Origin of the sequence: Micromonospora sp. NBC_01412 (assembly GCF_045040215.1) — a bacterium.
GTDB lineage: Bacteria > Actinomycetota > Actinomycetes > Mycobacteriales > Micromonosporaceae > Micromonospora > Micromonospora rubida.
This window is the reverse complement of sequence record NZ_CP109528.1, coordinates 1257740-1283945: the sequence shown is the minus strand read 5'-3', so window position 1 is coordinate 1283945 and position 26206 is coordinate 1257740. Positions and strand designations below refer to the sequence as shown.

Annotated in this window: 25 protein-coding genes; 6 read left to right on the top strand and 19 right to left on the bottom strand. The window is 72.6% G+C overall.

Annotation, left to right across the window (positions count from 1 at the left end):
* The first annotated feature begins 88 nt into the window (after nucleotides 1-88).
* A complete protein-coding gene (locus OG617_RS05485; RefSeq protein ID WP_405099254.1) occupies nucleotides 89-445 on the top strand; it encodes an ArsR/SmtB family transcription factor in 357 nt (118 codons plus the stop codon).
* A gap of 14 nt (nucleotides 446-459) precedes the next feature.
* Nucleotides 460-924, top strand: coding sequence for an SRPBCC domain-containing protein (locus OG617_RS05480; protein ID WP_405099252.1), 465 nt, complete (start codon nucleotides 460-462; stop codon nucleotides 922-924).
* Between the two features lie 63 nt (nucleotides 925-987).
* On the opposite strand, the gene OG617_RS05475 is transcribed toward OG617_RS05480, so the two are convergent.
* From OG617_RS05475 to glnA, 3 genes are all read right to left on the bottom strand, one after another.
* A complete protein-coding gene (locus OG617_RS05475) occupies nucleotides 988-1986 on the bottom strand; it encodes a hypothetical protein (RefSeq protein ID WP_405099250.1) in 999 nt (332 codons plus the stop codon).
* Nucleotides 1983-2345: a PadR family transcriptional regulator gene (locus OG617_RS05470; RefSeq protein WP_405099248.1), complete on the bottom strand. Its 363-nt coding sequence runs from the start codon at nucleotides 2343-2345 to the stop codon at nucleotides 1983-1985. Before OG617_RS05470 ends, OG617_RS05475 begins: the two co-directional genes overlap by 4 nt.
* A gap of 134 nt (nucleotides 2346-2479) precedes the next feature.
* Nucleotides 2480-3904 (bottom strand): type I glutamate--ammonia ligase, encoded by a 1425-nt coding sequence (glnA, locus tag OG617_RS05465; RefSeq protein WP_405099246.1) that lies wholly within the window; start codon nucleotides 3902-3904, stop codon nucleotides 2480-2482.
* Nucleotides 3905-4157: 253 nt separating this feature from the next.
* Here glnA and OG617_RS05460 point away from each other — a divergent pair, with 253 nt between their 5' ends.
* A complete protein-coding gene (locus OG617_RS05460) occupies nucleotides 4158-4556 on the top strand; it encodes an RDD family protein (RefSeq protein ID WP_405099244.1) in 399 nt (132 codons plus the stop codon).
* A 134-nt stretch (nucleotides 4557-4690) separates the two neighbouring features.
* Here OG617_RS05460 and OG617_RS05455 read toward each other — a convergent pair whose 3' ends face one another.
* The 3 genes from OG617_RS05455 to lipA all read right to left on the bottom strand — a co-directional run bounded on the left by OG617_RS05455 (nucleotide 4691) and on the right by lipA (nucleotide 8133).
* Complete coding sequence (locus OG617_RS05455; protein WP_405099242.1) at nucleotides 4691-5380, bottom strand: DUF4191 domain-containing protein; 690 nt, start codon at nucleotides 5378-5380, stop codon at nucleotides 4691-4693.
* 59 nt (nucleotides 5381-5439) lie between these two features.
* Nucleotides 5440-6927: an NAD(P)/FAD-dependent oxidoreductase gene (locus tag OG617_RS05450; RefSeq protein ID WP_405099240.1), complete on the bottom strand. Its 1488-nt coding sequence runs from the start codon at nucleotides 6925-6927 to the stop codon at nucleotides 5440-5442.
* Nucleotides 6928-7125: 198 nt separating this feature from the next.
* Nucleotides 7126-8133, bottom strand: a complete 1008-nt coding sequence (lipA, locus tag OG617_RS05445) for a lipoyl synthase (RefSeq protein WP_405099238.1) — start codon at nucleotides 8131-8133, stop codon at nucleotides 7126-7128.
* A 458-nt stretch (nucleotides 8134-8591) separates the two neighbouring features.
* Between lipA and aspS the strand changes: the two genes are divergently transcribed.
* Entirely contained in the window at nucleotides 8592-9878 is a 1287-nt protein-coding gene (aspS, locus tag OG617_RS05440) for an aspartate--tRNA(Asn) ligase (RefSeq protein WP_405104119.1), read from the top strand.
* A 443-nt stretch (nucleotides 9879-10321) separates the two neighbouring features.
* Here the strand turns inward: aspS and OG617_RS05435 are convergent, their stop codons facing one another.
* The 4 genes from OG617_RS05435 to OG617_RS05420 form a co-directional block, all read right to left on the bottom strand.
* Nucleotides 10322-10714 (bottom strand): VOC family protein, encoded by a 393-nt coding sequence (locus OG617_RS05435; protein WP_405099236.1) that lies wholly within the window; start codon nucleotides 10712-10714, stop codon nucleotides 10322-10324.
* A 39-nt stretch (nucleotides 10715-10753) separates the two neighbouring features.
* On the bottom strand, nucleotides 10754-11401 hold the full coding sequence (gene lipB / locus OG617_RS05430; RefSeq protein ID WP_405099234.1) for a lipoyl(octanoyl) transferase LipB: 648 nt from the start codon (nucleotides 11399-11401) through the stop codon (nucleotides 10754-10756).
* Nucleotides 11402-11577: 176 nt separating this feature from the next.
* Nucleotides 11578-13395: a DUF2079 domain-containing protein gene (locus OG617_RS05425; protein WP_405099232.1), complete on the bottom strand. Its 1818-nt coding sequence runs from the start codon at nucleotides 13393-13395 to the stop codon at nucleotides 11578-11580.
* Between the two features lie 265 nt (nucleotides 13396-13660).
* Entirely contained in the window at nucleotides 13661-14638 is a 978-nt protein-coding gene (locus OG617_RS05420; RefSeq protein ID WP_405104118.1) for an NAD(P)-dependent oxidoreductase, read from the bottom strand.
* A gap of 84 nt (nucleotides 14639-14722) precedes the next feature.
* Between OG617_RS05420 and OG617_RS05415 the strand changes: the two genes are divergently transcribed.
* Nucleotides 14723-17794 carry a BTAD domain-containing putative transcriptional regulator gene (locus tag OG617_RS05415; protein WP_405099230.1) on the top strand — a complete coding sequence of 1024 codons (3072 nt, stop codon included), beginning with the start codon at nucleotides 14723-14725 and terminating at the stop codon, nucleotides 17792-17794.
* A gap of 66 nt (nucleotides 17795-17860) precedes the next feature.
* On the opposite strand, the gene OG617_RS05410 is transcribed toward OG617_RS05415, so the two are convergent.
* On the bottom strand, nucleotides 17861-18760 hold the full coding sequence (locus OG617_RS05410) for a TIGR01777 family oxidoreductase (RefSeq protein WP_405099228.1): 900 nt from the start codon (nucleotides 18758-18760) through the stop codon (nucleotides 17861-17863).
* Between the two features lie 183 nt (nucleotides 18761-18943).
* Nucleotides 18944-19420 (bottom strand): hypothetical protein, encoded by a 477-nt coding sequence (locus tag OG617_RS05405; RefSeq protein ID WP_405099226.1) that lies wholly within the window; start codon nucleotides 19418-19420, stop codon nucleotides 18944-18946.
* 350 nt (nucleotides 19421-19770) lie between these two features.
* On the opposite strand from OG617_RS05405, the gene OG617_RS05400 reads away from it, so the two are divergent.
* A complete protein-coding gene (locus tag OG617_RS05400) occupies nucleotides 19771-20013 on the top strand; it encodes a winged helix-turn-helix domain-containing protein (RefSeq protein ID WP_405099224.1) in 243 nt (80 codons plus the stop codon).
* Nucleotides 20014-20206: 193 nt separating this feature from the next.
* On the opposite strand, the gene OG617_RS05395 is transcribed toward OG617_RS05400, so the two are convergent.
* The 7 genes from OG617_RS05395 to OG617_RS05365 all read right to left on the bottom strand — a co-directional run bounded on the left by OG617_RS05395 (nucleotide 20207) and on the right by OG617_RS05365 (nucleotide 26100).
* The gene (locus tag OG617_RS05395) at nucleotides 20207-20632 is read right to left on the bottom strand and encodes a type II toxin-antitoxin system VapC family toxin (protein ID WP_405099222.1); all 426 of its coding nucleotides are present in this window, start codon (nucleotides 20630-20632) and stop codon (nucleotides 20207-20209) included.
* A complete protein-coding gene (locus OG617_RS05390; RefSeq protein WP_405099220.1) occupies nucleotides 20622-20891 on the bottom strand; it encodes a type II toxin-antitoxin system Phd/YefM family antitoxin in 270 nt (89 codons plus the stop codon). The genes OG617_RS05395 and OG617_RS05390 overlap by 11 nt, the downstream gene beginning before the upstream one ends.
* 304 nt (nucleotides 20892-21195) lie before the next feature.
* A complete protein-coding gene (locus tag OG617_RS05385; RefSeq protein ID WP_405099218.1) occupies nucleotides 21196-22026 on the bottom strand; it encodes a CPBP family intramembrane glutamic endopeptidase in 831 nt (276 codons plus the stop codon).
* 86 nt (nucleotides 22027-22112) lie between these two features.
* The gene (locus OG617_RS05380) at nucleotides 22113-23045 is read right to left on the bottom strand and encodes an LLM class flavin-dependent oxidoreductase (RefSeq protein ID WP_405099216.1); all 933 of its coding nucleotides are present in this window, start codon (nucleotides 23043-23045) and stop codon (nucleotides 22113-22115) included.
* 116 nt (nucleotides 23046-23161) lie between these two features.
* Nucleotides 23162-23950: a class I SAM-dependent methyltransferase gene (locus tag OG617_RS05375; RefSeq protein WP_405099214.1), complete on the bottom strand. Its 789-nt coding sequence runs from the start codon at nucleotides 23948-23950 to the stop codon at nucleotides 23162-23164.
* Nucleotides 23951-24030: 80 nt separating this feature from the next.
* Entirely contained in the window at nucleotides 24031-24546 is a 516-nt protein-coding gene (locus tag OG617_RS05370) for a hemerythrin domain-containing protein (protein ID WP_405099212.1), read from the bottom strand.
* A 216-nt stretch (nucleotides 24547-24762) separates the two neighbouring features.
* On the bottom strand, nucleotides 24763-26100 hold the full coding sequence (locus OG617_RS05365; protein WP_405099210.1) for a low temperature requirement protein A: 1338 nt from the start codon (nucleotides 26098-26100) through the stop codon (nucleotides 24763-24765).
* Nucleotides 26101-26206 lie beyond the last annotated feature (106 nt).

The window sequence follows — 26206 nt, the reverse complement described above, 5'->3', positions numbered from 1 at the left end:
GTGGTCGAAACGCGGCGGAAGCGCTTGACGGGGTCGGCGCCCGGCCCTATGTTTAACCCATAAGTTAATTAACGAGGTGGTTAAGAGCGTGGCAACCGATCGACTCAGCGTCATCTTCGCGGCGCTGGCGGACCCGACCCGCCGGGCGATCCTCGCCCGGCTCGCCGAGGGGGACGCCACGGTCTCGGAGCTGGCCGAGCCGTTCGCGATCAGCCTCCCGGCGATCTCCCGGCACCTGAAGGTGCTCGAACACGCGGGGCTGATCTCCCGGAGCCGGTCCGCCCAGTGGCGCTCCAGCAGTCTCAACCCCGAGCCCCTGCGGGAGGCGACGGCCTGGATGGAGCGGTACCGGCAGTTCTGGGACACGAACTTCGACCGACTCGACGCGCACCTGCGGCGGATGCGGCAGGCGCAGGCGACGCCCACCGACAACGACAAGCAGTGAGAGAGGACGACACCATGACCGAGGCCCCAGCCACCGAGACACTCGTCATCACCCGGATCTTCGACGCCCCGCGCGAGCTGGTCTACCGCGCCTTCACCGACCCCGACCAGCTCGCCCAGTGGTTCGGCCCGGTGGGCTTCTCGGTGCCCCGGGAAACCGTCAGCGTCGACGCCCGGGTCGGCGGCCACCAGCGGTTCGTCATGGTCAGCGACGCCGATCCGAGCTTCAGCTCCCCGGTCGACGCCACGTTCACCGAGGTGGTCGAGAACGAGCTGCTCGTCGGCTACGAGGAGGTGCACGGCGTCCCCGGCTTCCCGGACGGGGCCCGGCTGGAGATGCGGATCGAGTTCCACGACGAGGGCGACGACAAGACCCGCCTCGTGCTGTGCCAGGGCCCGTACTCGACGGAGGTCGAGGCGGGCGCGCGGGAGGGCTGGGGCAGCTCCTTCGGCAAGCTGGACGCCCTGCTCGCCCGCTGAACGGGGGCGGTCGCCCCGCCCGCCCGCCCCCGTCGGTCGGGGCGGGGCGGGGCGACCGACCGTTCAGCGCGACGCGCCGCAGGTGGGGCAGCAGCCGACCGCCCGCTGCGGGAGTGGCCGGCCACGGCGAGCCGCCAGCGCGAACAACAGCAGGGCCGGGCCGAGCAGGGTGACGGCCACGGCGGTGCCGGCCAGGGCCGACCAGTACGGGTTCTGCCCGATGAACTGCTCGGCCAGCTTCCGCACCGAGAGCAGGCCGGCTGGGGTGAGCAGCACCAGCAGCGCCCAGGCGCCTCGGGCGTCCCGGCGGAGAGCCAGGGCGAGCGCGAGCGCCAGCGCGACGATCAGCAGTGCGCCCCCGACGGGGGCCAGCAACTCCAGGCCGGAGCTGTGGTAGCTGACGTAGTCACCCTTGGGCGCGAGCCAGCGGACGGCGAGCGCGGCGGCGAGGGCGGCGACGGCCGCCGGGGCGAGCCGGACCCACAGGGGCAGCCGGTCCGGCAGGGCGAGCGCCAGCAGGCCCAGCGCGAGCTGCGGCACCAGCACGGACAGCGGCGGCCGGGGCGCGCCGGTCAGCGCCGCCGCCGGCACCACGAGCGCGGTGAGCAGCACGGCCAGCCCGATCAGCGAGCGCGCGTGCCGCGCCGGGGCGAGCGCGTGGGTGACGGCGGCGACCAGCCAGGCGGCCCAGGCCACCACGCCCAGGCTGGCGAACGGGCCGAACGTTCGCACCTGGAATTCCGGGGCCGGCGGGTGCGATTCCAACACCGACCACCCGGCCGCGAGGGCGGTCGCGGTGGGGAAGGCGAGGACGGCCGCGAGGCGTACCCCGGAAAGCAGGCCGGCGGTGCCGGCGGCCCGCAGCCGCTCGCGGAGGCCGCCGCCCACGAGGTCGGCGGCGTCCGCGAGCGAGGGCCGACGCCGCCCCTCGCTCGCGAGATCGAGGTACGTTCCGACGAGCTCGGCGCCCCGGTCCCGCCGGTACGCCGACGGGTACGCCCACAGCAGCCTCCGGTAGCGGCGCTCCAGCTCGCCACTGCCAGTCCTTACGCTCTCGCTCATGCCAGCCCTCCCGCCAGGCGTGCGGTGCCAGACCGGGCGGCGGCCCGGCGGCCCAGCCGGGCGGTGGCCGCCTCGACGTTGCGGCGCAGCCGCTCGGTCTCGGCCGTGAGGGTGGCGTCGCCGGCGGGGGAGAGGCGGTAGTAGCGGCGCAGTCGGCCGTCCACGATCTCCTCCCGGTCGACCTGCACCAGGCCGGCGTCGACCAGCCGGTCCAGGGCGCCGTAGAGGGTGCCGGGGCGCAGCGAGACGCGCCCGTCGGAGATGGTGGCGACCTCGCCGATCAGCCCGTAGCCGTGCATCGGCTCCCCGGCCAGTGCGGTGAGGATCAGGAACGTGGGTTCGCGCAGCGGTGTGTCCACGTCCTCAATATATCGGACGCGAAGCTATATCGGGGGGCGGTGCGTCGGGTGGTGGGACGACAAGCGGCCGGGCCGGCCCCGCGTGCTGCGGAGCCGGCCCGGCCGGTGCTGGAGGAGCGTGCTGACCCGAGGGCTCAGCAGTCGTAGTACATCGCGAACTCGTGCGGGGTCGGGCGCAGGCGCACCGGGTCGACCTCGTTGGCCCGCTTCCAGCCCACCCAGGTGGAGATCAGGTCCGGCGTGAACACGCCGCCGTCGAGCAGGTAGTCGTGGTCGGCCTCGAGCGCGTCGAGCACCTCGGGCAGCGAGCCCGGAACCTGCTTGACCGAGCCCCACTCCTCCGGCGGCAGGTCGTACAGGTCCTTGTCGATCGGCTCCGGCGGCTCGATCTTGCTCTTGATGCCGTCCAGGCCGGCCATCATCATCGCCGAGAAGGCGAGGTACGGGTTGCTCGACGGGTCCGGCACCCGGAACTCGACGCGCTTGGCCTTCGGGTTGCTGCCGGTCACCGGGATGCGGGTGCAGGCGGACCGGTTGCGCTGCGAGTAGACCAGGTTCACCGGCGCCTCGAAGCCCGGCACCAGGCGGCGGTACGAGTTGACCGTCGGGTTGGTGAAGGCCAGCAGCGACGGGGCGTGGTGCAGCAGGCCGCCGATGTACCAGCGGGCCATGTCGGACAGGCCGGCGTAGCCGGTCTCGTCGTAGAACAGGGGCTCACCGTTCAGCCACAGGCTCTGGTGGGTGTGCATGCCCGAGCCGTTGTCGCCGAAGAGCGGCTTCGGCATGAACGTGGCCGTCTTGCCGTTGGCCCAGGCCTCGTTCTTGATCAGGTACTTGAAGAGCTGGAGCTGGTCGGCCGACTGCAGCAGGGTGGAGAACTTGTAGTTGATCTCCGACTGGCCGGCGGTGCCGACCTCGTGGTGCGAACGCTCCACGGTGAAGCCGGCGTCGATCAGGCGGCGGACCATGCCGTCGCGCAGGTCGGCGTAGTGGTCGACCGGCGGCACCGGGAAGTATCCGCCCTTGTACGGGGTCTTGTACCCGCGGTTGCCGCCCGGCTCCTCGCGGCCCGAGTTCCAGGCGCCCTCGACCGAGTCGATGTAGTAGAACGACTGGTGCGCCGAGGTCTCGTGGCGGATCGAGTCGAAGATGTAGAACTCGGCCTCGGCACCGAAGTACGCGGTGTCGGCGATGCCGCTCGCGGCGAGGTACGCCTCGGCCTTCTTCGCCACGTTCCGCGGGTCCCGGGAGTACGCCTCGCGGGTGAACGGGTCGTGGACGAAGAAGTTCAGCGCGAGGGTCTTCTGCACGCGGAAGGGGTCGATGAACGCGCTCGCGACGTCCGGGAGCAGGAGCATGTCCGACTCGTGAATCGTCTGGAAGCCGCGGATCGACGACCCGTCGAAGGCGAGACCGTCGCTGAAGACGCTGTCGTCGAAGGACTCCACCGGCAGGTTGAAGTGCTGCATCACGCCGGGCAGGTCACAGAAACGTACGTCGACGAACTTTACGTCCTCGTTCTTGAGGTATCGCAGGAGTTCCTCGGGATTGGCGAACACACGTCCTCCTGGCACGTCCACGGGGTGGCTGGCTCCTGGCGACGCTATGACCGCGCGGTTGCCCGGCCGTATCTTGAGTGTTTCTGTCGTGTTACGTCGCTCGCGCTGCGTCATCTTCGCCGGTCAGTCGCCAGCCGCTGTCCGTTCGGAGGATACCCGGCGCGCCGTTGTACCGCAGATTACTGCCTTTGGTCCGATTCGTCGGCCGGTGCCGATCCGACCATCCCGGCGTGCCTGACTACCCTTGGCGACTGTGACCACGCCGCAGCATCCCGCGCCCCCCGCCGCCGACCCCGGTTTCGTCCCGCCCACCCTGGGCCGCCGGTTCGGCGCTCTGGTGATCGACTGGGTGCTCTGCCTGCTGGTGTCCAATTTCTTCGCCGACCCGGTCCACGACGGCTGGGCCCCCGTCGTGGTGCTGATCGTCGAGTACGCCCTCTTCCTCGGCCTGTTCGCCCAGACCCCCGGCATGTACATCACCCGGATCCGCTGCGTGTCCTGGGCCGACGGCGGCCGGATCGGGCTGACCCGCGCGCTGCTGCGCGGCGTCCTGCTGGCCCTGGTGGTCCCGGCCCTGATCATGGACGAGCACCGCCGCGGCCTGCACGACCGCCTCACCGGCTCGGTCATCACCCCCGCCCCCCGCCCCTGACCACCCGCCCCCGCGCCCCCTGACCTCGCGCTATTACACGGAAAGAGTGGCCTCCCGTCGACGGGAGGCCACTCTTTCCGTGTAATAGCGCGTCTTGCGGGGCCGGGCGTGGTGCCCGGGGTGGGGGTGGGGGGTTAGCGGCCTCGGGTTTGGCGGAAGGTGCCGCCTTGCGGGCGCATGTTCTTCGGGATCGCGCCCTTGGGCATCTGCGGGCGGGCGGTGAGCGCCTTGAGCCGCTTGTCGAGGGCGTTGACGTCCTTGCCGCTGAGGCTGCGCGGCAGCCGCATCAGGGTCATCCGTAGCTTGCGGATCGGCAGCTCGTTCTCGGCCTGGCCGATCACGTAGTCGTAGAGCGGGGCGGAGCCGATGACCTTGGTCAGCCGCCGCTTCTCCTGCCCCAGCAGGCCACGGACCCGCTGCGGGTTCCCCTCGGCCAGCAGGATCACGCCGGGGCGCCCGATCACCAGATGCACCATGTCCATCTGGGTGGTGGCGCTGACGGCCGGGGTGACCCGCCAGTCGCCCCGCATGTTCTCCATGATCTGCGCCGCCGCGCCGGGCTGCCCCTCTGCGGCGTTCATCATCGCCTTGTTCGACCGCAGGTTGAGCACGATCAGCACGGCGAGCAGGGTGATCAGGATGCCCAGCGGCAGCCAGAACCAGCCCCAGAGGATCACCGCGACCACGGTCAGCGCGAGCGGGATCAGCACCGCGCCGGCGGTCAGCGGCGCGAACCACCGGTCCTGCTTGGCGGTGAACTGGAACACCATCCCGATCTGCTTCAGCCGCTGGCCGAACGAGACCTTCTCCTGGGGCTTTGCCATGTCGCAGAGTCTAGTGGTCGCCGTGCAACGGGTTGAGCCGCGCCCGGTGCTCCGGGCGGTCAGGGGCGGCGGGGCAGGACCGGGGCGGCCCGTCCGGTGCCGTGCCGGCCGGTGGACCCGGCTGGCGGGGAGCCGCCGGCCTGCTCGTGGTACTCCTCCTCGACGTTGACCGCCCACACGTCGTGGTCGCCGCCGTCGAGGATGTTCTCCACGGTCAGCATCGCGGTGAGCATCGAGTGGTCCTGGTTGTTGTAGCGGTGCATGCCGTTGCGGCCGACCGGGTGCACGTTCGGCACCGCCTCGGCGAGCCAGGCGCGGAGGGTCTCCACGGCCTGCTCGTACCCGGCGTCGTAGAGCGGGTACGCCTTCGGCATCCGGACCACGTACCCGGCGGAGACCGCACCGGCGTCGACCAGCCCGAGCGCCTCCAGTTCGGCGGTGCCCAGGGCGACCAGCTCCTCGTCGGGGGCGTCCCACAGGTCGTCGCCGACATCGACGAAGTACTCCAGCCCCAGGCAGGTGAACCCCTCCCGCACCAGGTACGGCGACCAGGAGCCGAAGTTCTGCACCCGGCCGACCCGTACCCCCGGGGTGTGCACGTAGATCCAGTTGTCCGGGAAGCCGGCGGCGGCCGGCACCACCAGGGCCACGGTGAGGAAGTCGCGGTGCCGCAGCGCGTCGGCGGCGGCCAGCACCTCCGGCGGCGCGGGCGGGTCCATGGCCCGGACCAGCGCGGGCAGCGGCATGCTGCTGATCACGTGGTCGGCGGCGACCCGGCGCGCGCCGCCCGGCCCGGCCACGGTCACCGCGACCGCCCGGCCGTCGGCGCGGTGCACGGTCGCCGCCCGGGCCCCCAGCGTCACCACGCCGCCGGCCTTGGTGACCAGTTCGGCGCAGCGTTCCCACATCATCCCCGGGCCGAGCCGGGGGTACTGGAACTCCTCGATCAGGCTGGTGATGTCGGCCCGGGCCAGGCGGGGCAGCAGCGCGTTGCGCACCGCCCCCGCGAGCGACAGGTTACGGATCCGCTGGGCCGCCCAGTCGGCCTGCAACTCGGTGGCCGGGATGCCCCAGACCTTCTCCGTGTACGTCTTGAAGAACATCCGGTACAGCCGGGTGCCGAAGCGGGCCGACACCCAGCCCTCGAAGTGGCTCTGGTCCGCCGGCGGTCGCACCCGCGCCCACAGGTACGACCCGACGCAGCGGACCGCCTCGACGATCCCCAGGTTGCCCAGCGCGTTGCCGGCCCGCAGCGGGTAGTCGAACAGCCGGCCCCGGTAGTGGATCCGGCTCATCCGGGGGCGCAGCAGGAAGTCGCCGTCGGGCAGCACCTCGTGCCAGAACGCCTCGACCCGGGCCACCTTGGTGAAGAACCGGTGCCCGCCGATGTCGAACCGCCAGCCGTCCCGTTCGACGGTGCGGCTGATCCCGCCCACCACGTCGTCGGTCTCGACCACCTCGACGGGGGCGTTCCGCCTGGTCAGTTCGTAGGCGGCGGTCAGACCCGCGGGACCGGCGCCGATGATCACCGTACGTGGCAGGGGCATGACTAAATTCATCATCTTCGACGTCTCTCGGCAAGAGTCGCCCCGCTGGGTGGGACGTCGGGGGCCGGGCCGCGCGGAATTTAGCACGCGGTCGACCCCGCCTGCGGCCCCGAAGGCGGCGCCATGTCGGCAGGCGGACCCAGTGGTCGCTGTAGCCGGCGTACGTCCGTCAGTCCCGGTGCACGCCGGGCCGACGGGTCAGGCGCGGACGGCCCCGCGGGCGTCCAGCGCCTGCCGGTAGAGCCGCCCGGCCCGGTACGACGAGCGCACCAGCGGACCGCTCATCACCCCGGCGAAGCCGATCTCCTCGGCCTCCTCGCGCAGCTCCACGAACTCCTCCGGCTTGACCCAGCGGGTCACCGGGTGGTGCCGGGGCGTCGGGCGCAGGTACTGCGTGATGGTGATCAGCTCGCAGCCCGCCTCGTGCAGGTCGCGCAGCGCCTGGGACACCTCGGCCCGCTCCTCGCCCATGCCGAGGATCAGGTTGCTCTTGGTGACCAGGCCGTCGGCGCGGGCCTGCCGGATCACGTCCAGCGAACGGTCGTAGCGGAACGCCGGCCGGATCCGCTTGAAGATCCGCGGCACCGTCTCGACGTTGTGCCCCAGCACCTCGGGGCGCGAGCCGAAGACCTCGGCGAGCTGCTCGGGGACCGCGTTGAAGTCGGGGATCAGCAGCTCCACGCCGCAGCCGGGCTGGAGGGCGTGGATCTGGCGGACCGTCTCGGCGTACAGCCAGGCGCCGCCGTCGGGCAGGTCGTCGCGGGCGACACCGGTGATCGTGGCGTAGCGCAGGCCCATCGACACCACGGACTCGGCCACCCGGCGCGGCTCGTCGGCGTCGAACTCGGCCGGCTTGCCGGTGTCGATCTGGCAGAAGTCGCAGCGCCGGGTGCACTGGTCGCCACCGATGAGGAAGGTGGCCTCCCGGTCCTCCCAGCACTCGTAGATGTTGGGGCAGCCGGCCTCCTGGCAGACGGTGTGCAGCCCCTCACGCGAGACGAGCCCGCGCAGCTGGGTGTACTCCGGCCCCATCTTGGCCTTGACCTTGATCCACGGCGGCTTGCGTTCGATCGGCGTCTCGGCGTTGCGCGCCTCGATCCGCAGCATGCGCCGCCCCTCCGGGGCGACCGTGGCGGTACGCGCAGCGGGGCTGGTCGTCGGCTGCTCGGTCGTCGGCGTCGTCGGCGCGAAGTGCTCGATCGTCACGAATTGAGCCTACGCCGGACGGCCGCCGTCGATGAACGTGAGGCGACGGCCGTCACCCCCTAATCCCTGTGACGCCGCCCACCGCCACCGCCGAAAATCCCGTTACCGGCCCCGCCCGGGGTGCTAGCTTGCGGCAAAGCTGTGACGGAGCCGAGTAGCGCGTCGCCCCGCCAGTCGAGAGAGCCGCCGTTCGCTGCGAGGCGGTCTGGCGTCGGCGCGCGAAGACCCTCCCGAGCTGCGGGAAGAACGGCGTGCGCGGCTGCCCTGCGGGCGCCCGCCCAGTAGAGCCCGCCCGGCTGGCCCCGGTCATCAGGCGACGAACGAGGCCCCCGCGCGAGCGGGGGCGAAGGTGTGGTGGCACCGCGAGGACCCGCTCGCCCACACCTCCCGGGGCTGAGGCGATGCTTCGCCGCCCTGCGGCGGCGAAGGCGTTGCGATTGATCGAGGAGCAGCCCGCCGTGCAACGCATCCTGTCCACCCAGCTCCCCGCCCATGCCGGCGCGACCGTCCGGGTCGCCGGCTGGGTGCACCGCCGCCGGCTGCTCAAGTCGGTGACGTTCCTGATCGTGCGGGACGCCGCCGGCCTGACCCAGGTCGTGGTCACCGACCCGGCCGTCCGCGCCGCCGTCGGGGCGCTCACCGAGGAGACCGTCGTCGAGGTGGTCGGCACGGCCACCGCGAACCCGGCGGCCCCCGCCGGGGTCGAGCTGACCGACCCGACGGTACGACCGCTCGGCCCGCCCGCCGTCCCGCCCCCGTTCGACCTGTACCGGCCGGCGCTGACCGCGAGCCTGCCCACCCAGCTCGACCATGCGCCCGTCGCCCTGCGCCACCCGAGGAGGTCGGCGGCGCTGCGGATCTCGGCGACGGCGGTGGCCGGCTTCCGGGCCGCCCTGGACGCCCGCGACTTCGTGGAGATCCACACCCCGAAGGTGGTCGGCTCGTCCACCGAGTCCGGCGCGAACGTCTTCGCGCTGGACTGGTTCGGACGGCCCGCGTACCTGGCCCAGTCGCCGCAGTTCTACAAGCAGCTCATGGTGGGCGTCTTCGAGCGGGTGTACGAGGTCGGGCCCGTGTTCCGGGCCGAGCCGCACGACACCGTCCGGCACCTGGCCCAGTACACCTCGCTCGACGCCGAACTGGGCTTCGTGGCCGACCACCGCGACGTCATGGCCGTGCTGCGGGACACCCTCGCCGGGATGCTGGCGACCGTGGCGGACCGGGCCGGCGCTGCCCTGGCCACGCTGGGCGTGACGCCGCCGGAGGTGCCGGCGCGGATCCCGGAGGTGCACTTCACCGAGGCCCTGCGGATCGCCGGCGCCCCGGCCGACGAGCCGGACCTCGCCCCCGCCCACGAGCGGGCGCTGGGGGAGTGGGCCCGCGCCGAGCACTCCTCGGAGTTCGTCTTCGTCACCGGGTACCCGATGGCGAAGCGGCCGTTCTACACCCACCCCGACCCGGCCCGGCCGGCGTACTCCAACGGGTTCGACCTGCTGTTCCGGGGAGTGGAGCTGGTCACCGGCGGGCAGCGCCTGCACCGGTACGACGACTACCTGGCCGCCCTCGCGGCGCGCGGCGAGCCGGTCGGCCCGTACGCGGGCTACCTCGACGCGTTCCGGCACGGCATGCCGCCGCACGGCGGCTTCGCGATCGGCCTGGAACGGTTCGTCGCCCGCCTGGTCGGCGCGGCCAACGTCCGCGAGGTCACCGCGTTCCCCCGCGACCTGCACCGCCTCACCCCCTGAGCGGCCGATTCCTGCTCGGTGCCTACACGGCGTCACGGCCCGACCGGTCGCGCGTCCCCGTCACCCACCGTTAGCCGTGGCGGGCTGGCTGCCTCAGGCCACCCCGCCACGGCTACCCCTGACCTGCGTCGACCCCGCCCACCTCAACCCCCACTCCGCCCCTTTGCTCTGCACCCACCGATGCAACAGGCGCGTGCAGTAACTGTTGCGTCGGTGGGTGCAGAGCAAAGCGAGTGGGGAGGGGTGGGTGCTGGGGACGGGTGGTGTCGGTGCGTCAACGGAGTGCTCGGTCGCGTTGTCGAGCACCCGACGGGCAGCGTGCCGGGCGCGTCCGGCCGGGAGGGCGCGAGGACTCGGAGGGAGCGCAGGAAAGCCGGTGGAGCTGGAGGGCGGATTGCACCGTCCAGGGCAGGTCGCGCCGGGGCAGAGTGGGCAGGGCCGGGTCAGGCCGAGCCGAGGAGGTCCCAGGGGTTGCCGGCGATGTCCCGGAAGACGGCCACCCGGCCGTACGGCTCGGTGCGCGGGGGCCGGACGAACTCGACGCCCGCGTCGACGAGGCGGCGGTGGGTGGCCTCGAAGTCGTCGACCCGGAGGAAGAAGCCGACCCGCCCGGCGGTCTGGTCACCGACCGCCGCCTCCTGCCGCTCCCCGTCGGCGCGGGCCAGCAGCAGGCCGGTCTGCGCGCCCGGCGGGCGGACCACGACCCACCGCTTCGGGCGGCCGTCGTTGGTCAGGGACGGGGAGTCCTCGACCAGTTCGAAGCCGAGGACCTCGGTGAAGAAGGCGACGGCCGGGTCGTACTCGGCGACGATGAGGGTGACGAGATCGATCTGCATCCGCCGAGCCTAGTAAGGCGTCGCGGTGGCCGGGGCGGGTCAGGCGGGCGGGGTGACCAGGGTGGGCAGGTGCCGCTCGACCACCGGCAGCATGTCGGCGACGGTGATCGGGCGGCCCAGCTCGGCGGTGAGCGAGGTGACCCCGGCGTCGCGGATGCCGCAGGGCACGATCCGGTCGAAGTACGCCAGGTCGCAGTCGCAGTTGATCGAGAAGCCGTGCAGGGTGACCCCCCGGGCGACCCGGATGCCGATGGCGGCCACCTTGCGGGCCGGGCCCCGGTCGTCCTCGGGCACCCAGACCCCGCTGCGCCCCTCGACCCGGCTGGCGGCCAGCCCGAACTCGGCGCAGACGTCGATCAGCAGCTGCTCGGTGCGGCGGACGTAGGCGACCACGTCGACCGGGTCGGGCAGCCGCACGATCGGGTAGCCGACCAGCTGCCCCGGGCCGTGCCAGGTGATCTTGCCCCCGCGGTCGACGTCGACGACCGGGGTGCCGTCCATCGGGCGGTCCCACGGCTCGGTGCGCTTGCCGGCGGTGTAGACGCTCGGGTGCTCCAGCAGCAGCACGGTGTCGCCGCGCTCGCCGGCCACCACCGACTCGTGCAGCCGGCGCTGCTCGTCCCACGCGGCCTGGTAGTCGAGCACCCCTGCACGTACGGCGGTCAGCCCGGGAATCGTCGCGGTCACGCCCACCAGCCTAGCCCCGTACCGGCCGGTCACCCCCGGTGAGCCGCCTCACCACCCGCCCCCCCGCCCCGCGCGCCCCGCCCCCGCCCCCGCGCGATCTTGCAGTTGCGGCCCCCGGGGTGCCCTTTTCGTGCCTTTCGCCTGGGCCCGAAGTGCAAGATCGCGGGGGAGAGGGGTCAGGGTGGGGGGACCTTCCAGAGCCAGACGTCGTCGACGCGTTGTGGGGGGCCGAGGAGGGCGGTGGCGGTGCGGCGCAGGGCCTCCTCGTCGAGGTCGTACTTGGCGCCGTGCACCCGGTCGGCGAGGACCACCACCTCGACGCCCCAGTACCGCAGGTCGGCCAGGGACTCCTCGATGCTGCCCTCGGTGATGATCGGCACCAGCCCGGTGCGGCCGGCCTGGTCCATCAGGGTGTCGAAGGTGCGCGGCGGCGGGCCGATCCGGCCCCGTCCGTCCGGGCCGCCCGGGCCGAGGAAGAACCCGGCCGGGATGCGGAACTCGCCCTGCCGGTGGGCCAGCGCGTACGCCTGCCAGCGCTGCCCGTCCGGGGTCACGTCGAGGGTCAGCGGCAGCGGGGTGAGCACCCCGCCCGGGGAGACGTACTGTCGCCAGGTGCCGGCCGTGACGAACGCCGGCACCGGCTCGCGGACGCTGGTCAGCAGCGGGGTGGGCAGCAGTGGCAGCAGCGCCGCCGCGAAGCCGAGGCCCCAGGCGGCGGACGCGGCGCGGCGCCGGGGCGGGTCGGCCCGCAGCCGGTCGACGGTGTACGCCAGCAGCAGCCCGATCACCGGGGCCACCACCAGGGCCAGCCGGGACGGCAGGGCGGCGTTGACCACCGGCAGGTTGTCCAGCAGCAGGAACGGCAGCGGCCGGTCGGTGCGCTCGCCGTTCCACTTGGCCCGGGGGCCCCAGGACAGCACCGCGAAGACCACGCCGGTGACGCCCAGCGCCCACACGGTGGCCCGGCGGGCCCGGTCCCGTCGCCACAGGTAGCCGAGGCAGACGGCGGCGAGCAGCAGCAGCGGCACCCCGAAGAACGAGTTCTCCTCGGTGGGGTTGGGCGCGAGTGAGGTGCCCAGCCCGGCCTCGCCGGCCAGCGACCGGCGCGGGTACGCCCCGAACGCGGCGACGTCCTCGGAGTGGATGATCGGGTCGAAGCCGGTGCCGTGGAACCGCTGCGGCCCGGCGAAGTGCAGCCACAGCGGGTACGCCAGCAGCACCCCGGCGGTCAGCGCGGTGACGCCCAGCCCGCGCAGGAAGGTGGGCAGCGCGGCCCGGGCGGCGGCCCGCCGGCTCGGGTGCAGCGCCCAGACGGGCAGGAAGACGCCGAGCGCCAGGGCGGTGAAGAACAGCCCCTCGGCGGCGATCGAGAAGGCCACCGCGACGGTGATGCCGAGCACGATCCCGTTGCGCAGCCAGTGCGCGGGGCGGCGCAGCGCGAACAGCCGCCAGAGCAGCAGCGGCACCAGCCAGCCGGCCGTCCAGTTCAGATGGGCGTTGGCGTGCGACACCATGCCGGGGGAGTACGCGACGAACAGTGCGCCGACCGCCGCCGCGAGCCGGCTGTGGACGAACTGCCGGGACAGCAGCAGGTACCAGGCCACCGCCGTGGCGGCCAGGTTGAGGGTGAGGATCACCAGGAACGTCGCCGGCGGCCCGACCAGGTACGTCAGCGGGGCGAAGACCGCCGCGTACACGGTGATCGAGGTGTTGACCGCGAGGTTCACCCCGTCGGGGACGTTGATCAGGTACGTGAACAGCGGGTTCTCGCCGTGGGTGAGCGCGTGCCCGCCGAAGGCGAGCAGCCATTCGAACAGCGCCTGGTCGCTGGAGTTGACCGTGATGGCGCGGGTGTTCGGGTCCCGCCACAGCCCGCTGGTCACCCAGACCGCGAGCGCCAGCGCGACGAGGACGACGGCCAGGTCGGCCCGCCGGTGGCGGACGACACGGGGCGGCGGGACCGGCGACGACGCCGGGGACGGGGAGGTCGGCACCCAGGGACGTTACCAACCGCACCGGGCACGCCGGTCAGGACGCACTCGAACCCCGGCAACCTCACCGGGTACGCGTACCGGCCGCCGCCCGGTCGCCCGGCCGCTGATCTCGCGCAGGTACGCGACGAGTTCCTGCGGCTCGTGCACCTAGAACTCGCATTCATCCCGGTTCCCAGAGATTGAGGAGACGGCTCGGTATCGCGCCCGGCTCGGGCAGGGGCCAAGTCTGCCTTGTCCCCTGCCGCTGGGCCGGAAAGGCCGTGTGTCAGCCGATCCGCGTTCCGCGCTCATCGCCCCCCAGGGCTCGTGATCTCAACAGCTCGTACACGCTGGAAAAGCTGTCCTGGCCGTGACCGTCGGCCGACCGCCTGTCGAGCAGGGCTTTCAGCGGCTCATGGACGGCGGCGGCAATACCGTTGGCCTTGCTGAGTTGGATGAGACTGTCGACTCCGGCCCGGTTCATGTCGACCGTGGAGACTGCATTCGTGTACTCCGATGATCCGGCTTCGCGCGCCAGCTCGGGCAGGAACTCGGCCATGCCGCGCAGCCATTGTGCCGCCAGCGGGGCGAACACCTCCGGGGTGGTGCCCACAACGTCGAGTAGCGCCGCGGCGTGCAGGAATCCGGTGAGGGCCGCGTACCCGGTGCCCAGCAGGGCCAGGTCATGAATCTCCGCAGAGCCCGCCTTCGTGCCGAAGTAGTGCGCCGGTGCCATTACCTCCAAATCGCGCCGGTGGGTGGTGAAGGCATGCTGGGATCCGCTGTAGAGAAAAAAGCCCTCCGGGGTGGCGACGGTCTCGGGGAGGGCCATCATGGCGCCGTCGAGGTAGTCGGCGCCGTGCCCGGCCACCCACCCTGCCATCGTCGCGGCGTCCTCCGAGGTGCCGAAGGTCAGGTTCACCAGGGCCCGACCCCGCAGACTCTCTGCCACCGGCCCGAGCAGATCCCGCACGGTCGGGTAGTCCGGTAGGCAGACCACGACGAGGGGACTCGCGGCGACCGCCGCTTCCACGGTCGCCGCCCGGACGGCGCCCTGTACGACGAGGGCGTCGGCCTTCGCCGCCGTACGGTTCCACACGGTCGTCGTGTGCCCGGCAGCCAGAAATGCCTGGGCGAGCCGGCTCCCCATCTGCCCCAGGCCGATCACTGACACCGCGGATCGCTCGTGGTTGTCGTTCTCCGACATCTGATGCCTCCTTTGTTCCTTCGGCCGGCGTCGCCGGACGCGTCGTTCGGTCTTCACAGTGCCGACCGGCGCTGGCGGAACTTTGTCGAGCCGCTGTCGGTCTTCAGGCGGCCGCCGTCGGTGGCCGGATACTGTGCCGCCATGTACTTCCGCGTGCTGGGCCCGCTCGCCGTCCGGACTGCCAGCGGGACCGCGGTCGACGTCCCCGAGGCGAAGGTCCGCGCGCTGCTGGCTCTGCTGCTGATCCACGCGGGGCGTGTGGTTTCGGTGGACCGATTGGTGGACGACCTGTGGGCGGACCGGCTACCCGGAAACCCTGCCGGTGCCCTACAGACGAAGGTGTCGCGACTGCGTCGTTCCCTGGCAGGGGCCGAGCCCGGGGCCGGGGCGCTGGTGGAGTCAAGGCCGCCGGGATATCTGCTGCGGATCGGCCCCAAGGACGTTGACTCCCACCGGTTCACCGAGATGACCAACGCCGCCTACCGCACCGAGGACCTGCACACCAGGGCGAGCCTGTTGACGGAAGCTCTGGCCCTGTGGAGAGGGGACGCCTTCGCTGACCTCGGTGACCACAGATTCGTGCGGACCGCGGCCGGGCGGCTGGAGGAACAGCGGCTGACCGCCGTTGAGGCACTCGCCGAAACTCGTCTGGAGCTTGGCGAGCACCGCACGCTGATCGATGGGTTGAGTGAGCAGGTTGCCCGCCACCCACTGCGGGAACGGCTGCGCGCCGCGCAGATCCGGGCGCTCTACCAGGCCGGGCGGCAGTCCGAGGCCCTGGCCGCCTATTCCCAGCTACGGCACCAGCTGGCCGACGAACTGGGCGTGGATCCCGGGCCGGAGCTGACCGCCCTGCACCAGGCCATCCTTGAGCACGACGCCGCGCTGGAGGCGGCCCCCACCTTCCGGGAGCGCGGCGGTGAGCCAGTGGCTCCACTCACCGCTCTGATCGGCAGGGACGACGCCGTGTCCGCGGTAGGTGAACTGCTCATCTCCCACCGGCTGGTGACCCTGACCGGCCCCGGCGGGGTCGGCAAGACCCGGCTGGCCGAGGAGGCCGCCGCCCGGGCGGCCGACGTGTATCCGCACAGCGTCCGGACCGTCAGCCTCGCCGGATCCACTGAGGTGGCCGAGCAATTGAGTGCAGCGCTGGGCATCCGTGAAGTGGGGCCAGGGGGGCTCGAGGACGCGCTGCGTTCGAGGCGGCTCCTGCTGCTCCTCGACAACTGCGAGCACGTCATCGACGCGGCGGCCGATGTCGTACGCCGGATCTTGTCCGCCTCACCGGGCTTGCGCGTCCTGGCCACCAGCAGGGAACCTCTCGGGCTGGCCGGTGAGGCGGTGTGGGCCGTGCCGCCGTTGCCGCAGGCCGACGCCGAGCGGCTGTTCGCGGTGCGCGCCGCAGCCGCCGCGCCCGGGTTCGCCGTTACCGCGGACAACACGGACGCCGTCGCCACCATCTGCCGCCGCCTCGACCGGATACCTCTCGCACTGGAACTGGCCGCCACCCGGGTCCGCGCGCTGGGCGTGCACGAGGTGTCCAGCCGGCTGGATGACCGGTTCCGGCTGCTTGCCGGCGGCAGACGCGGCGTTCCACCGCGCCAGCGAACGCTGCGGGCGGTGATCGACTGGAGTTGGGAACTTCTCGCTGACGACGAGCGTGGGCTCCTGCGCCGCCTCGCGGTCTTCGCCGACGGCTGCACTCTGGACGCGGCCGAGGCCGTGTGCGGCGGCGACAACGAGGTTCTCGACCCACTGATCCGGCTGGTGGACCGCTCGCTGGTCACCGTGGCCGACGGCCCTCGTTACCGGCTGCCGGAGTCGGTGGCGGCGTACGCGCTGGAACGCCTGGAGGAGGCGGACGAGTCCGAGGCGCTCCACCTGCGCCACCACGCCTACTACACCGAACTCGCCGAACAGGTGACGGCCCAGCTCTACGGCCCCGAGCAGCAGCGCGGGCTGGACCTCCTGGACCACGAGAGCGCCAACCTGCGCATCGCCCTGGAGTGCGCCGTGCGCCGGAACGATGCCACCGGGGCCCTGCGGACGGCGCTGGCCTCGACCTGGTACTGGTTTCTTCGCGGTCGGCTGAGCGAGGCCCGACGATCGCTGGGCGAAGCCGTGCGGGTCAGCGGCAGCACCCCCAGCGTTCTCCGGCCCCAGGCCGTGCTCTGGCACGCCGGATTCACCCTGCTGGCCGGGGAGAAACGGAATGGCCCGGCTCGCCCGAACGAGGCGGAGGTGGACGGCCGGGCGGATTGCGCACGCGCCAACTGGTTCCTCGGCCACGCCTCGCTCGGCGCGGGCGAGGACCTGGCCCGCAGCGAGAGACTGGTGAACCGCGCCCTGACCGACTTCCGCGTGACCGGCGACCGTTGGGGCATCGCCGCAGCACTCAGCACCCGGGCCACGCAGGCTCTGCTGCGGGGAGATCTCATTGCGCTGAGTCGCGACGCCAAGGAGGCCCACGCGCGCTTCGAGAAACTCGGCGACCGCTGGGGACAACTGCGGACCACCTATCCGCTGGCGGCACTGGCCACGATCACCGGCGACTACACACTCGCGGCACACCTGCACCAGGCCGGCCTGCACCTGGCCGAAGAACTGGGCTTTTGGACGGAAGCCGCCGACCGGATCACCGGGCTCGGCAGAATCGCTCTTCTCACCGGTGACTTCCGGCAGGCCGCCGATCTCCACGCTAGGGCGATGGCCCTGGCTGCCGAGCACGGGTACACGGCGGGCGAGATCCACGCCGAGATCGGTCTCGCTCTCGGGGCCCGGCGCGAGGGCGACCTTGACCTCGCTGAGGAATACCTGCGCAAGACTCTCGCGTGGCACCGCCAGGTCGAATTCGGCCCGGGCCCGGCACTCCTTCTTGCCGAACTCGGATTCCTCGCCGAACAACGCGGCGACGCACCCGAGGCCCTCACCCTGCACCGCCAAGGCCTCGCCGTCGCCCGGGACAGCGGCGACCCCCGGGCCCTCGCGCTCGCCCGCGAGGGCCTCGCCGGGGCATACGCCCTCGCAGGCCAACCCGTGCGGGCCGCCCGCCTCCTGGGCGCCGCCGTCCGGGCCCGCGAATCCTCCGGCGCGCCGCTTCCGGAAGCCGAGCGCGGCGACGTCGACCGCATCACGGTCAAGGTCCTCGCGACGCTGGGCACAGAGATGTTCGCTGCTGAGTTCTCTGCCGCCGTCGACGACGATTCCGAGTAAAATCCGCCCGGCGGCCCGCATGCCCGCCCGGCTGACCGCGTACGCGTACAGCCGCGCGTGGTGTGGCTAGTCGGTGAGGGCGGCGTGCAGGGCGGTGGGCAGGTCGGGTTGGCGGTAGGTGAAGCCGGCTCCGGTGAGCACGCCCGGCAGGACGCGGGTGCTGGTCAGCGCCTCGTGGGCGAAACCGCCGAGCACCACCTTCAACGCCAGCGCCGGGATCGGCACCACCGCCGGGCGACGCAGCTGCCGGGCCAGCTCCCGGGTGAACTCGGCGTTGGTCACCGGGGCCGGTCCCACCAGGTTGACCGGCCCCACGACGTCGTCGCGGCCCAGCAGGAACCGCACGGCGTCCAGCCAGTCGGCCATCGAGATCCACGGCAGCCACTGCCGGCCGCTGCCCAACCGCCCCGCGACGCCCAGCCTGAACGGCAGCAGCTGCGGCTTGAGCAGCCCGCCGTCGCGGTGCAGCGGCAGCCCGGTGCGCAGCCGGATCACCCGCACCCCGGCGTCCTCGGCCGGGCGAGTGGCGGCCTCCCAGACCCGGCAGACGTCGGCGAGGAAGCCCTCGCCCGCCGGGGCGTCCTCCTCCACCACCCGGTCGCCCGTGTTGCCGTACCAGCCGACGGCCGAGGCGTTCAGCAGCACCGCCGGGCGGTCGGCGGTCGGCATGCCGGCGATCGTGATGGCCAGCGTGGTGGTGGTGTCGACCCGGCTGGACCGGATCAGCCGCCGGTACTCGTCGTTCCACCGCTTGTCGCCGACGCCGGCGCCGGCCAGGTTGACCACGGCGTCGGCGTCGGCGACCACCGCCGGGTCGAGCTGCGCGGCGGACGGATTCCACCGTCGCTCGTCGGGGGTACGCGCCGGCCGCCGGACCAGGCGGGTGATCTGGTGCCCGTCGGCTTTCAGGCGGTCGACCAACCGGGTGCCGAGGAAGCCGGACGCGCCGGCCATGAGGATGCGCATACCCCCATCTTCGGGTACGCGACCCCGGTCGGACGCGGGGAGCGGATCTCGATCACACCGCCCGGGCACGTCGTCGGCATCCAAGATCACGCTCGAACCCGCTTGTAGTGGCCTCGCCGTCGCTGGGAGGCCACTACAACCATGATTCTGTGTGGCTGTAGTGGTGGCCCGGGGCAGTGTCGGTCAGCTCGCCGGGTTGGGTCGGGGAAACTCGACGACGGAATCTTGGGGTGAGTCGTTCGGCGATTTGCGGACGCGTGCCCACGCCAGGAACCGGTCGAAGAGCTGCCCCGGCTCCGGGGCGTCGTGCGGGTTGAGGGTGTACAGGTGGCCGGTCGCCTCGTGTAGCAGCCCGGCGAGGTGGATCAGCAACGCGATCCGGTCGTCGGCGTACTCCCGGAGCAGCATGAGCCGGGCCGTGGCGCACGGCCAGGGGGCGGCGCAGGCCCGGCAGAGCCAGAGCGGGCGTAGCGGCAGATGCCGGCCGGCCCCCGTCACCAGCGACCGCCGTTGTTCCGCCTGGTCCGCGCGTCCGATCCGACGGACCCGTCCCGCCAGCGGGTGTTTCGCGGCGGCGGGGTCGGTGGCTCGGTGGCCGGGGTCGCGTGCCGGTCCGGGCATGCCGTCCAGCGCAGGCCGCACGAGCACCAGCGCTGCCATCCGCGCCAGGTCCGCCGGTGGCGCGGACCGAGGGGGACCGGTGTCGCGTAGCGCTGCCGGCCCGGCCACCTCACCGCGATCCTTCGGGTACGCGGAACCTCTCCTTGCCGATCGTTGAGTACACGCCTTCCCGCCCTTCCTCGCCGGATCGGTGGGGTGGCACCCGGCCGACCGGGGGAATGGTCGACCGGGTGCGTCCTGCGCAGGACAGCCAGCTCCGGGTTTGCAGACCTGGGAGCCAGCCGCCGCCAGCTTTACACAACAGGATGTGTAAAGTAAGGAAGAGCTGGTCCTTACTTGTTGTGGGTAGTAGTTCGTGGTCGAATGGCGGTGCAGACCTGGGAGTGTGGATGCCCGCTAAGGCAAAGTGGGCGCAGCTCGCCGACAACATCCGTGAGCGGATCGAGTCCGGCGAGCTTGCGCCAGGAGACAAGCTGCCGTCGACCGCGCAGCTCAAACTGGAGCACGGCGTGTCGGCCACGGTCGTGCGGCAAGCGATCCTGGTCCTTCAGATGCAGGGCTGGGTCGAGGGAGTCCACGGTGTCGGGGTGTTTGTCGCCGAGCGGCCGGAGGGCCCACTCATGCGTCCGTGACTGGCGCGGCGTGTGCGAGTGGACCGCCGCCGTCACCTCCTTATGCTGGCCGCGCGGCAGCGTCAGGGCGAAGGCGACGCCGGCGAGCAGCAGCGGCACCGCCTCGCGGTGCGGCGCGGGCGGGTCCGGCCACGGTGCGGCGGGAGTCGGACGTGATCATCACCGCTGGCACGGTGCCGACGGCCCGCACCACCTAGCGTGCGTCGGGACGCGCCACCGCCGTGATCGTCACCAGTTCTGCCAGGCCCGAGAAGTCGGTCGGGTTGGTCGTGTAGAGCGGGATCCCGTGAACGTGGGCGACTGAAGCAATCATGAGGTCCGCGATGCGGCGGCGGGTGCCCCGGCCGGATGCGAGCACGGCCGCCGAGATCAGGCCGAACGCTCGTGCTGCCTCGGCATCGAACGGCAGCGGGTCGAAGGTCGCCTCCACGTGCTGGAGAACGCTCATCCGCCGCGCACGCTCGCGCGGATCATCAGTGTGGTGCGGCCCTGCGGACAACTCGGCCAGCGTGACCGCGCTGATGACCATCTCCTCAGGAAGCTGGTGAGGGTCGAGGGCAGCGAGGTGGATGACGATGTTGGTGTCAATCAGCCCGCGTGCGAGTGCTTCACCACTCACGGTCGGAGAGTTCCTGTTCCATGGCCTCGTCGAGGTCGGCTCGGAAAGTGGCGGCGTCGAGGACAGGCGCGGTGGCGAAGGCGGCGATGACCTCGGCGCGCGGCACGAAGGTGCGGCGGCGGATCGGGATGAGCCTGCCGATCGGCGTGCCGTTGCGGGTGATCGTGAAGGATTCTCCGCGCTCCACCCCGCGCATGATCGTGCCGGAGTCGTTTCGTAGCTCGCGTTGGGTGATCTCGCGAGAAGCGTGCTCAGCCACGAGAGCAGTCTACCGAGATTGTGCTACGAAGTGCTACGCGAATCACCCTGCACCGCCATCGGCAGCGCCGGGCCGTACCGGTGCGCGGCGTCGGCGGGCGCCACAGGCTCGGGGCGTTCGCGCCGAGCGGCCGGCGGGCTGACCGGTGCGTCGTGAAGCGTGCCGTGCAGCTCGAACGGCAGTACGCCAGTCACGTGCCCTTCAGCCGACGTGATCCGTACACGGACGTGTGGAAGTTCGTCGAGGACCTCGGAGTGACCGAGTACTAGCTTCACCTCCATCGAATGAGGGCTGACGACCCAGGTCAGAGGCCGAGCAGGATGGGTGCCGCGTTGATCGCGCCGTGCACCACGAGCAGCGGCCACATCCGCCGGTACCGGGACCACAGGTAGCCCAGGAAGAGTCCGGTCACGCCCTGGTTGACCGCGACGACCGCCAGGTCGGTCCCGAGCCGGCCGGTGCCCTGGATGCCGACGTGCCAGGCCGCCCAGACCAGCGACGCCAGCACGATGGCCGGCCAGCGGCCCAGGATCGACTCCCACCGGGTCTGCAACCAGCGCCGGTAGAAGACCTCCTCCAACAGGGCGTTGAGTGCGAAGCCCACGACGAGCGTGCCGACCAGCACGGCCGCGTCGACGCTCCGGCCGTAGTCGCTGGGCGGCATGGCCAGCGGGGTGGCGTAGCTGAGCGCGAGCCAGACCACCACCGGCAGCGCCGGCCCCCAGCGGTACGCGGCGTCGGCCGGTGCTGGCTCGGGACGCCACCTCGGCGTCCGCCGACGTGCCAGCCAGAACACCCCGGCCGGTACGCCGAGCAGCAGCGCCAGCTTCAGCAGCGTGTACGCCGGCTCGCCGCCGAGCAGCGGCAGCGTGACCGCGAAGACGACGGCGGCGAGCAACAGCGGCACCGCCTCGCGGTACGGCGCGACCGGCCCGGCCCACGGTGCGGGGCCAGCCGGCGGCACCAGCCGAATGAGCGCGATGCCGACCAGCGCGGGGATCCAGTGGTGCCACATCGGGACGGTGCCGTCGTGGTCGGCGGTGTACCGGATACCGGTGTCACCGCTGGCAATCAGCCACAGCGCCGAGCTTACGATCAGGAGCCCGCCGACCGCGAGAACGATCGCCCCCGCCACGGGTCTCCGCGCTGGTGCGGGACTGTCGATCATCACCGTAGGCACGGTACCCATGCGGCGCCACCCGCCCGGCTCCGAAGGGGTGGCTACGCCGGGCGACCGTCACCGGTCAGGCGGGCGAGCACCGGGGTGAGCGGGTCGAGGGCGTTGGCGCGTACCACGAAGCGGGTGACGCCCCAGCGGCGCTCGTGCTCGGCGACCGCCGCGACGATCTCGTCCTCCGTGCCGATCAGCACGAACGGCGTGGCCAGCAGCTCGGCGACGGTGAGGCCGGTCCGGGCGGCCTGCTCGGCGGCGGCGGCCTCCGCGTCGTCGGTCACCAGCACCGTCTGCACCAGCGCCTCCAGCGCCGGCGGCTCGGCACGGCCCGCCGCCCCCTCGGCGACACGGGCGAGCTGCGCCTCGATCTGGTCGGCCCGCCACCGGGCCTCGTGCTGGTGCCCGTCTTCGAGGGTACGGCCGAAGCCGGCCAGCCCGACCACGTCGGCGTGCGCCCCCGCCCAGCGCAACAGCGTCGAGTTGGACGTCCCGACGGTCAGCGGGATGCGCTCCCGCACCGGCCGGGGCGACTCCAGCCGGGCGGCGTGCACGGTCAGCTCGGGGGAGTCGACGGTGACCTCCTGCCCGTCGAGCAGGGCGCGGACCGCCTCCGTGACCGCGACGCAGCGGCGGACCCGGCCGGCCACGTCGGGGCGTTCCCGGCCGACCGCCCGCCACTCGGCCGGGGTGTGGCCGGCGCCGACGCCGAGGCGGGCCCGCCCGCCGGAGACCACGTCGAGGGTGGCCACGTCGACGGCGAGCAGCATCGGCTCGCGGACGCCGAGGTTCGACACGTACGAGCCGAGCCCGATCGTCGAGGTCACCGACGCGGCGGCGGCCAGCGCCACGAACGGGTTGGCGCAGGAGCCGGGGTGGTCGGCGGCGAGCAGGGCGTCGAAGCCGGCGACCTCGGCCCGGCGGGCCAGGTCGAGCCAGCTCGCGGCGTCGGCGGGGGTGGACTGGAGGGAGAAGGTCGCCATCGCCCCAGGGTGCGGCGTCCACGCGCGTCGGGCCAGCGCACCGGGCCGGATTCTGCCGACCGGCGAATCAGCCGACCGCTGAACCTGGCCCGACGGCCGCCCCGGCCATAGTCTTCTCAGTCCGCGTGGCCGAACTGGGCGACGACGGTCACCCGTTCGGTGACCCGGTCGCGCCCGCCGAGGGCGGCGCGGAGTTCGGCGGTGAAGGCAGCCCGGCCAGCCGGGTCGGGCAGCAGGTCGGGTGACATCGCGGAGAAGACACCGCCGACCATGTCGTCGACGGTGAGCGGCGCGGCGTACGCCACCGTGGACTCCGTCACCCGGTAGCCGGCCGTGACCAGGGCGTCCCGGTTGCGCCGCCGGCCCGCCTCGTCGGTCTGGCACGTCGCGGTGACCGGATGCCCGAGCAGCCGCTCCAGGCCGGCCAGCAGCGCCCGGGACCAGTCGGCGTCCTGGGCCCACAGCGGGGTGCCGTTGGTGACCACGGCGATGCCGCCCCCGGGGCGCAGCAGCGGCCGGGCGGCCCGGAACAGCGCGTCGCGGTCCATGAAGTGGATCGCCACCGCGACGGTGAGCGCGCCGACCGGCCGGCCGCCCAACACCCGGCCCAGGACGGGCAGGTCGGTGTCGGCGCCGAGCAGCCAGACGACGTTTCCCGCGCCGGAGTCGACGGCGGCGCGGCGGGCCAGCGCCAGCATGTCCGGCTCGGGGTCGACGCCGACAACCGCCCCCACCCGGGCGGCGAGCGGCAGAGTGAGCTGCCCGGTGCCGCAGCCGACGTCGATCACCGCGTCGTCCGCGTCCAGCCCGAACGCCCCGGCGATCGCGTCCACCACCTCCGCCGGGTAGCCACGGCGGTGGCGCGCGTAGTAGACGGCGACCTCGCCGCTGAATCCCGTGCCCATGCCGCCCAGCCTGCCGCCCGCGCGTGCCGCAGGGATAACCGTTCTGCTCAGGGCACGCCCACCAAGTCGCGGCGGCGGTGTCACCAGGCCGGCGGGGCGAGGCCGAACAGCTCCTCGGCGGTGCCGGCGTCGGCGCGCAGCGCGTCCAGCGCGGCGATGATCGTCCGTTCCTCGAAGCCGAAGTGCGACTCGACGATGGCGGTGAGGCCGTCCAGTTCGGCGAGCACCCGGGCGGCGGCGGCCGGGTCGTCGCCCGGCGGGTCGGCGGCCAGTTCCTCGATCCGGCGGACGATGCCGTCGATGAGCCGGTGGTCCTGGGCGAGTTTCTCCAGGACCGGCCGCAGCTGCGGCGCCTCCTCGGCGAGCACCCGGAACGCGCCGGCGTCCTCGCCGGTGTGGTGCGCGGTGAGGGCGGAGCAAAAGCTCAGGCAGTGGGCCCGCAGGCTGCGCAGCCGGTCGCCGCCGGCCGGCGGGGCGGCGCCGGGTTCGAGGCTCGCCCGCAGCCGGGCCAGCTCCTCGCGGAGCCAGTGGTGGATCTCGATCAACTGGGTGCCGAGCGCCGTGAGGCGGTCGCCCGGCTGGGTGGAAGGCTGCACATCAGTCCTGTACGGTCCCGCGCCTCCATGCCCTCGGCGGTCTCCTTGCCGGGTGCACCGCGACGCCGCCGATGATCCTACCCACCGTGGCCGCCGCGTGCCGGCCTTACAAGCCGCGCCCACCATGGCCGCCCCGGCCCTGCGGCCCGCACCCAGAGTGGCCGCCGGGTGCCGGCCCTGCGGGCCCGCACCCGGCGCGGTCGGCCGGCTGATCGGTCACCGCTGGCCGGGCGGCTGATCCCCGGAGGCGTTCTCGCGCCACTGGGCCCGCCAGGCGGCATCGCTCGCCTCGTGGCTGGTGCGCTCGCGGGTGACCTCCTCGTGCAGGGCCTGCCGGCCCTCCCCCATGATGATTACCTCGGCCGCGACCAGGCCCACGCAGATCACGGTCAACAGCCCCACGGCGGCCAGCCCGGGCAGGCGGGCACCGACCGGGATGCCGGCGGCGAGCACCACGACGGCGGCGACCCGGGTCCAGGACAGCGTGCGCAGCGTGCGGAGCTGGAACAGCATGTTCCCGCACAGGTAGCAGATCACCCCGCCGAAGAGCAGGGGCACGGGCGAGCCGTGGCCCGGCTCGTCGACGGGCACGGTGGGGTCGGTGATCCCGCGCACGATCTCCTCGGCGCCCAGGGCGAACAGGATGATCCCGGCGATCATCGGCAGGTAGAGGTAGGCGAACGCGTCGCGGGCCATCGTCGCCCGGGGGCGGCCCTTCGCGGCGTGCAACGCGATCCGGGCGGCCGGCCCGATGACGTCGTAGTGGGCCCACCACAGCGCCGCGGTGAAGAAGATGCCGAGGACGGCCACGGCGACCGACGGCCAGGTCGGCGGCTGGCCGAGGAGGTTGCTGCCGACGCCGACCGAGATGACCGACTCGCCCAGCGCGATGATCAGGATGAGGTCGTAGCGTTCCGTCCAGTGCTCCGCCGACTGCACCGCCCAACCCTCGGTGCCGAAGAGTCCCGTGCCGTACTGGAGCAGCACCACGGCCACCCAGAGCCCGTCCCGGACCAGGTTCGTCCGGTCCAGGTCGTGGATCAGGGAGGGGACCAGCGCTGCGGCGAGCAGCAGCAACGTGCTGAGCACCATCTCCGGGGCGAACCGGAGAAGCTGCCGGCGCTCCCCCGGGCTGTCCCGCCCGGCGTACAGGTAGAGGAGGAACAGGTGCACGCCGCGGATGACCACGTAGCTGACCGCGACGACCACCGGCCCGGCTGAGCCCTCGCGTGGATCGTCGAAGGCCTGGGGCAGCGCGAGCGCGAAGCAGAAGAGCGCCGCCATCGCGACGACCATCAGCACCGGGACGAAGCCCTGGCCGAGCCGGATCCGGGTGGCCACCACGCTGTGCACCACCCAGGTCCACCAGAGCACGGCGAGCACCAGCATGGCGTGCAGCAGGGACGTGCCGGTGATCTCGGCGGCGGTGGCCCGGGTGATGATGAAGAACGAGAAGACGAAGACCAGGTCGAAGAAGATCTCGAACCTGTCGACCCGAGCGCCCGGGGCGACCGCCACGGCCGGGCCGAGCCTCCGCCGCCGGTTGCCGCCCACCCGTCCACTCTCGCAGCGCGCGGTGGGCCCGGGGTCGATTCGGCTCAGCCCGGCGGGCGGTACTTCGAGGACTACTGCGACGGGCGCCCCGGCCGGTGTGGCCGGG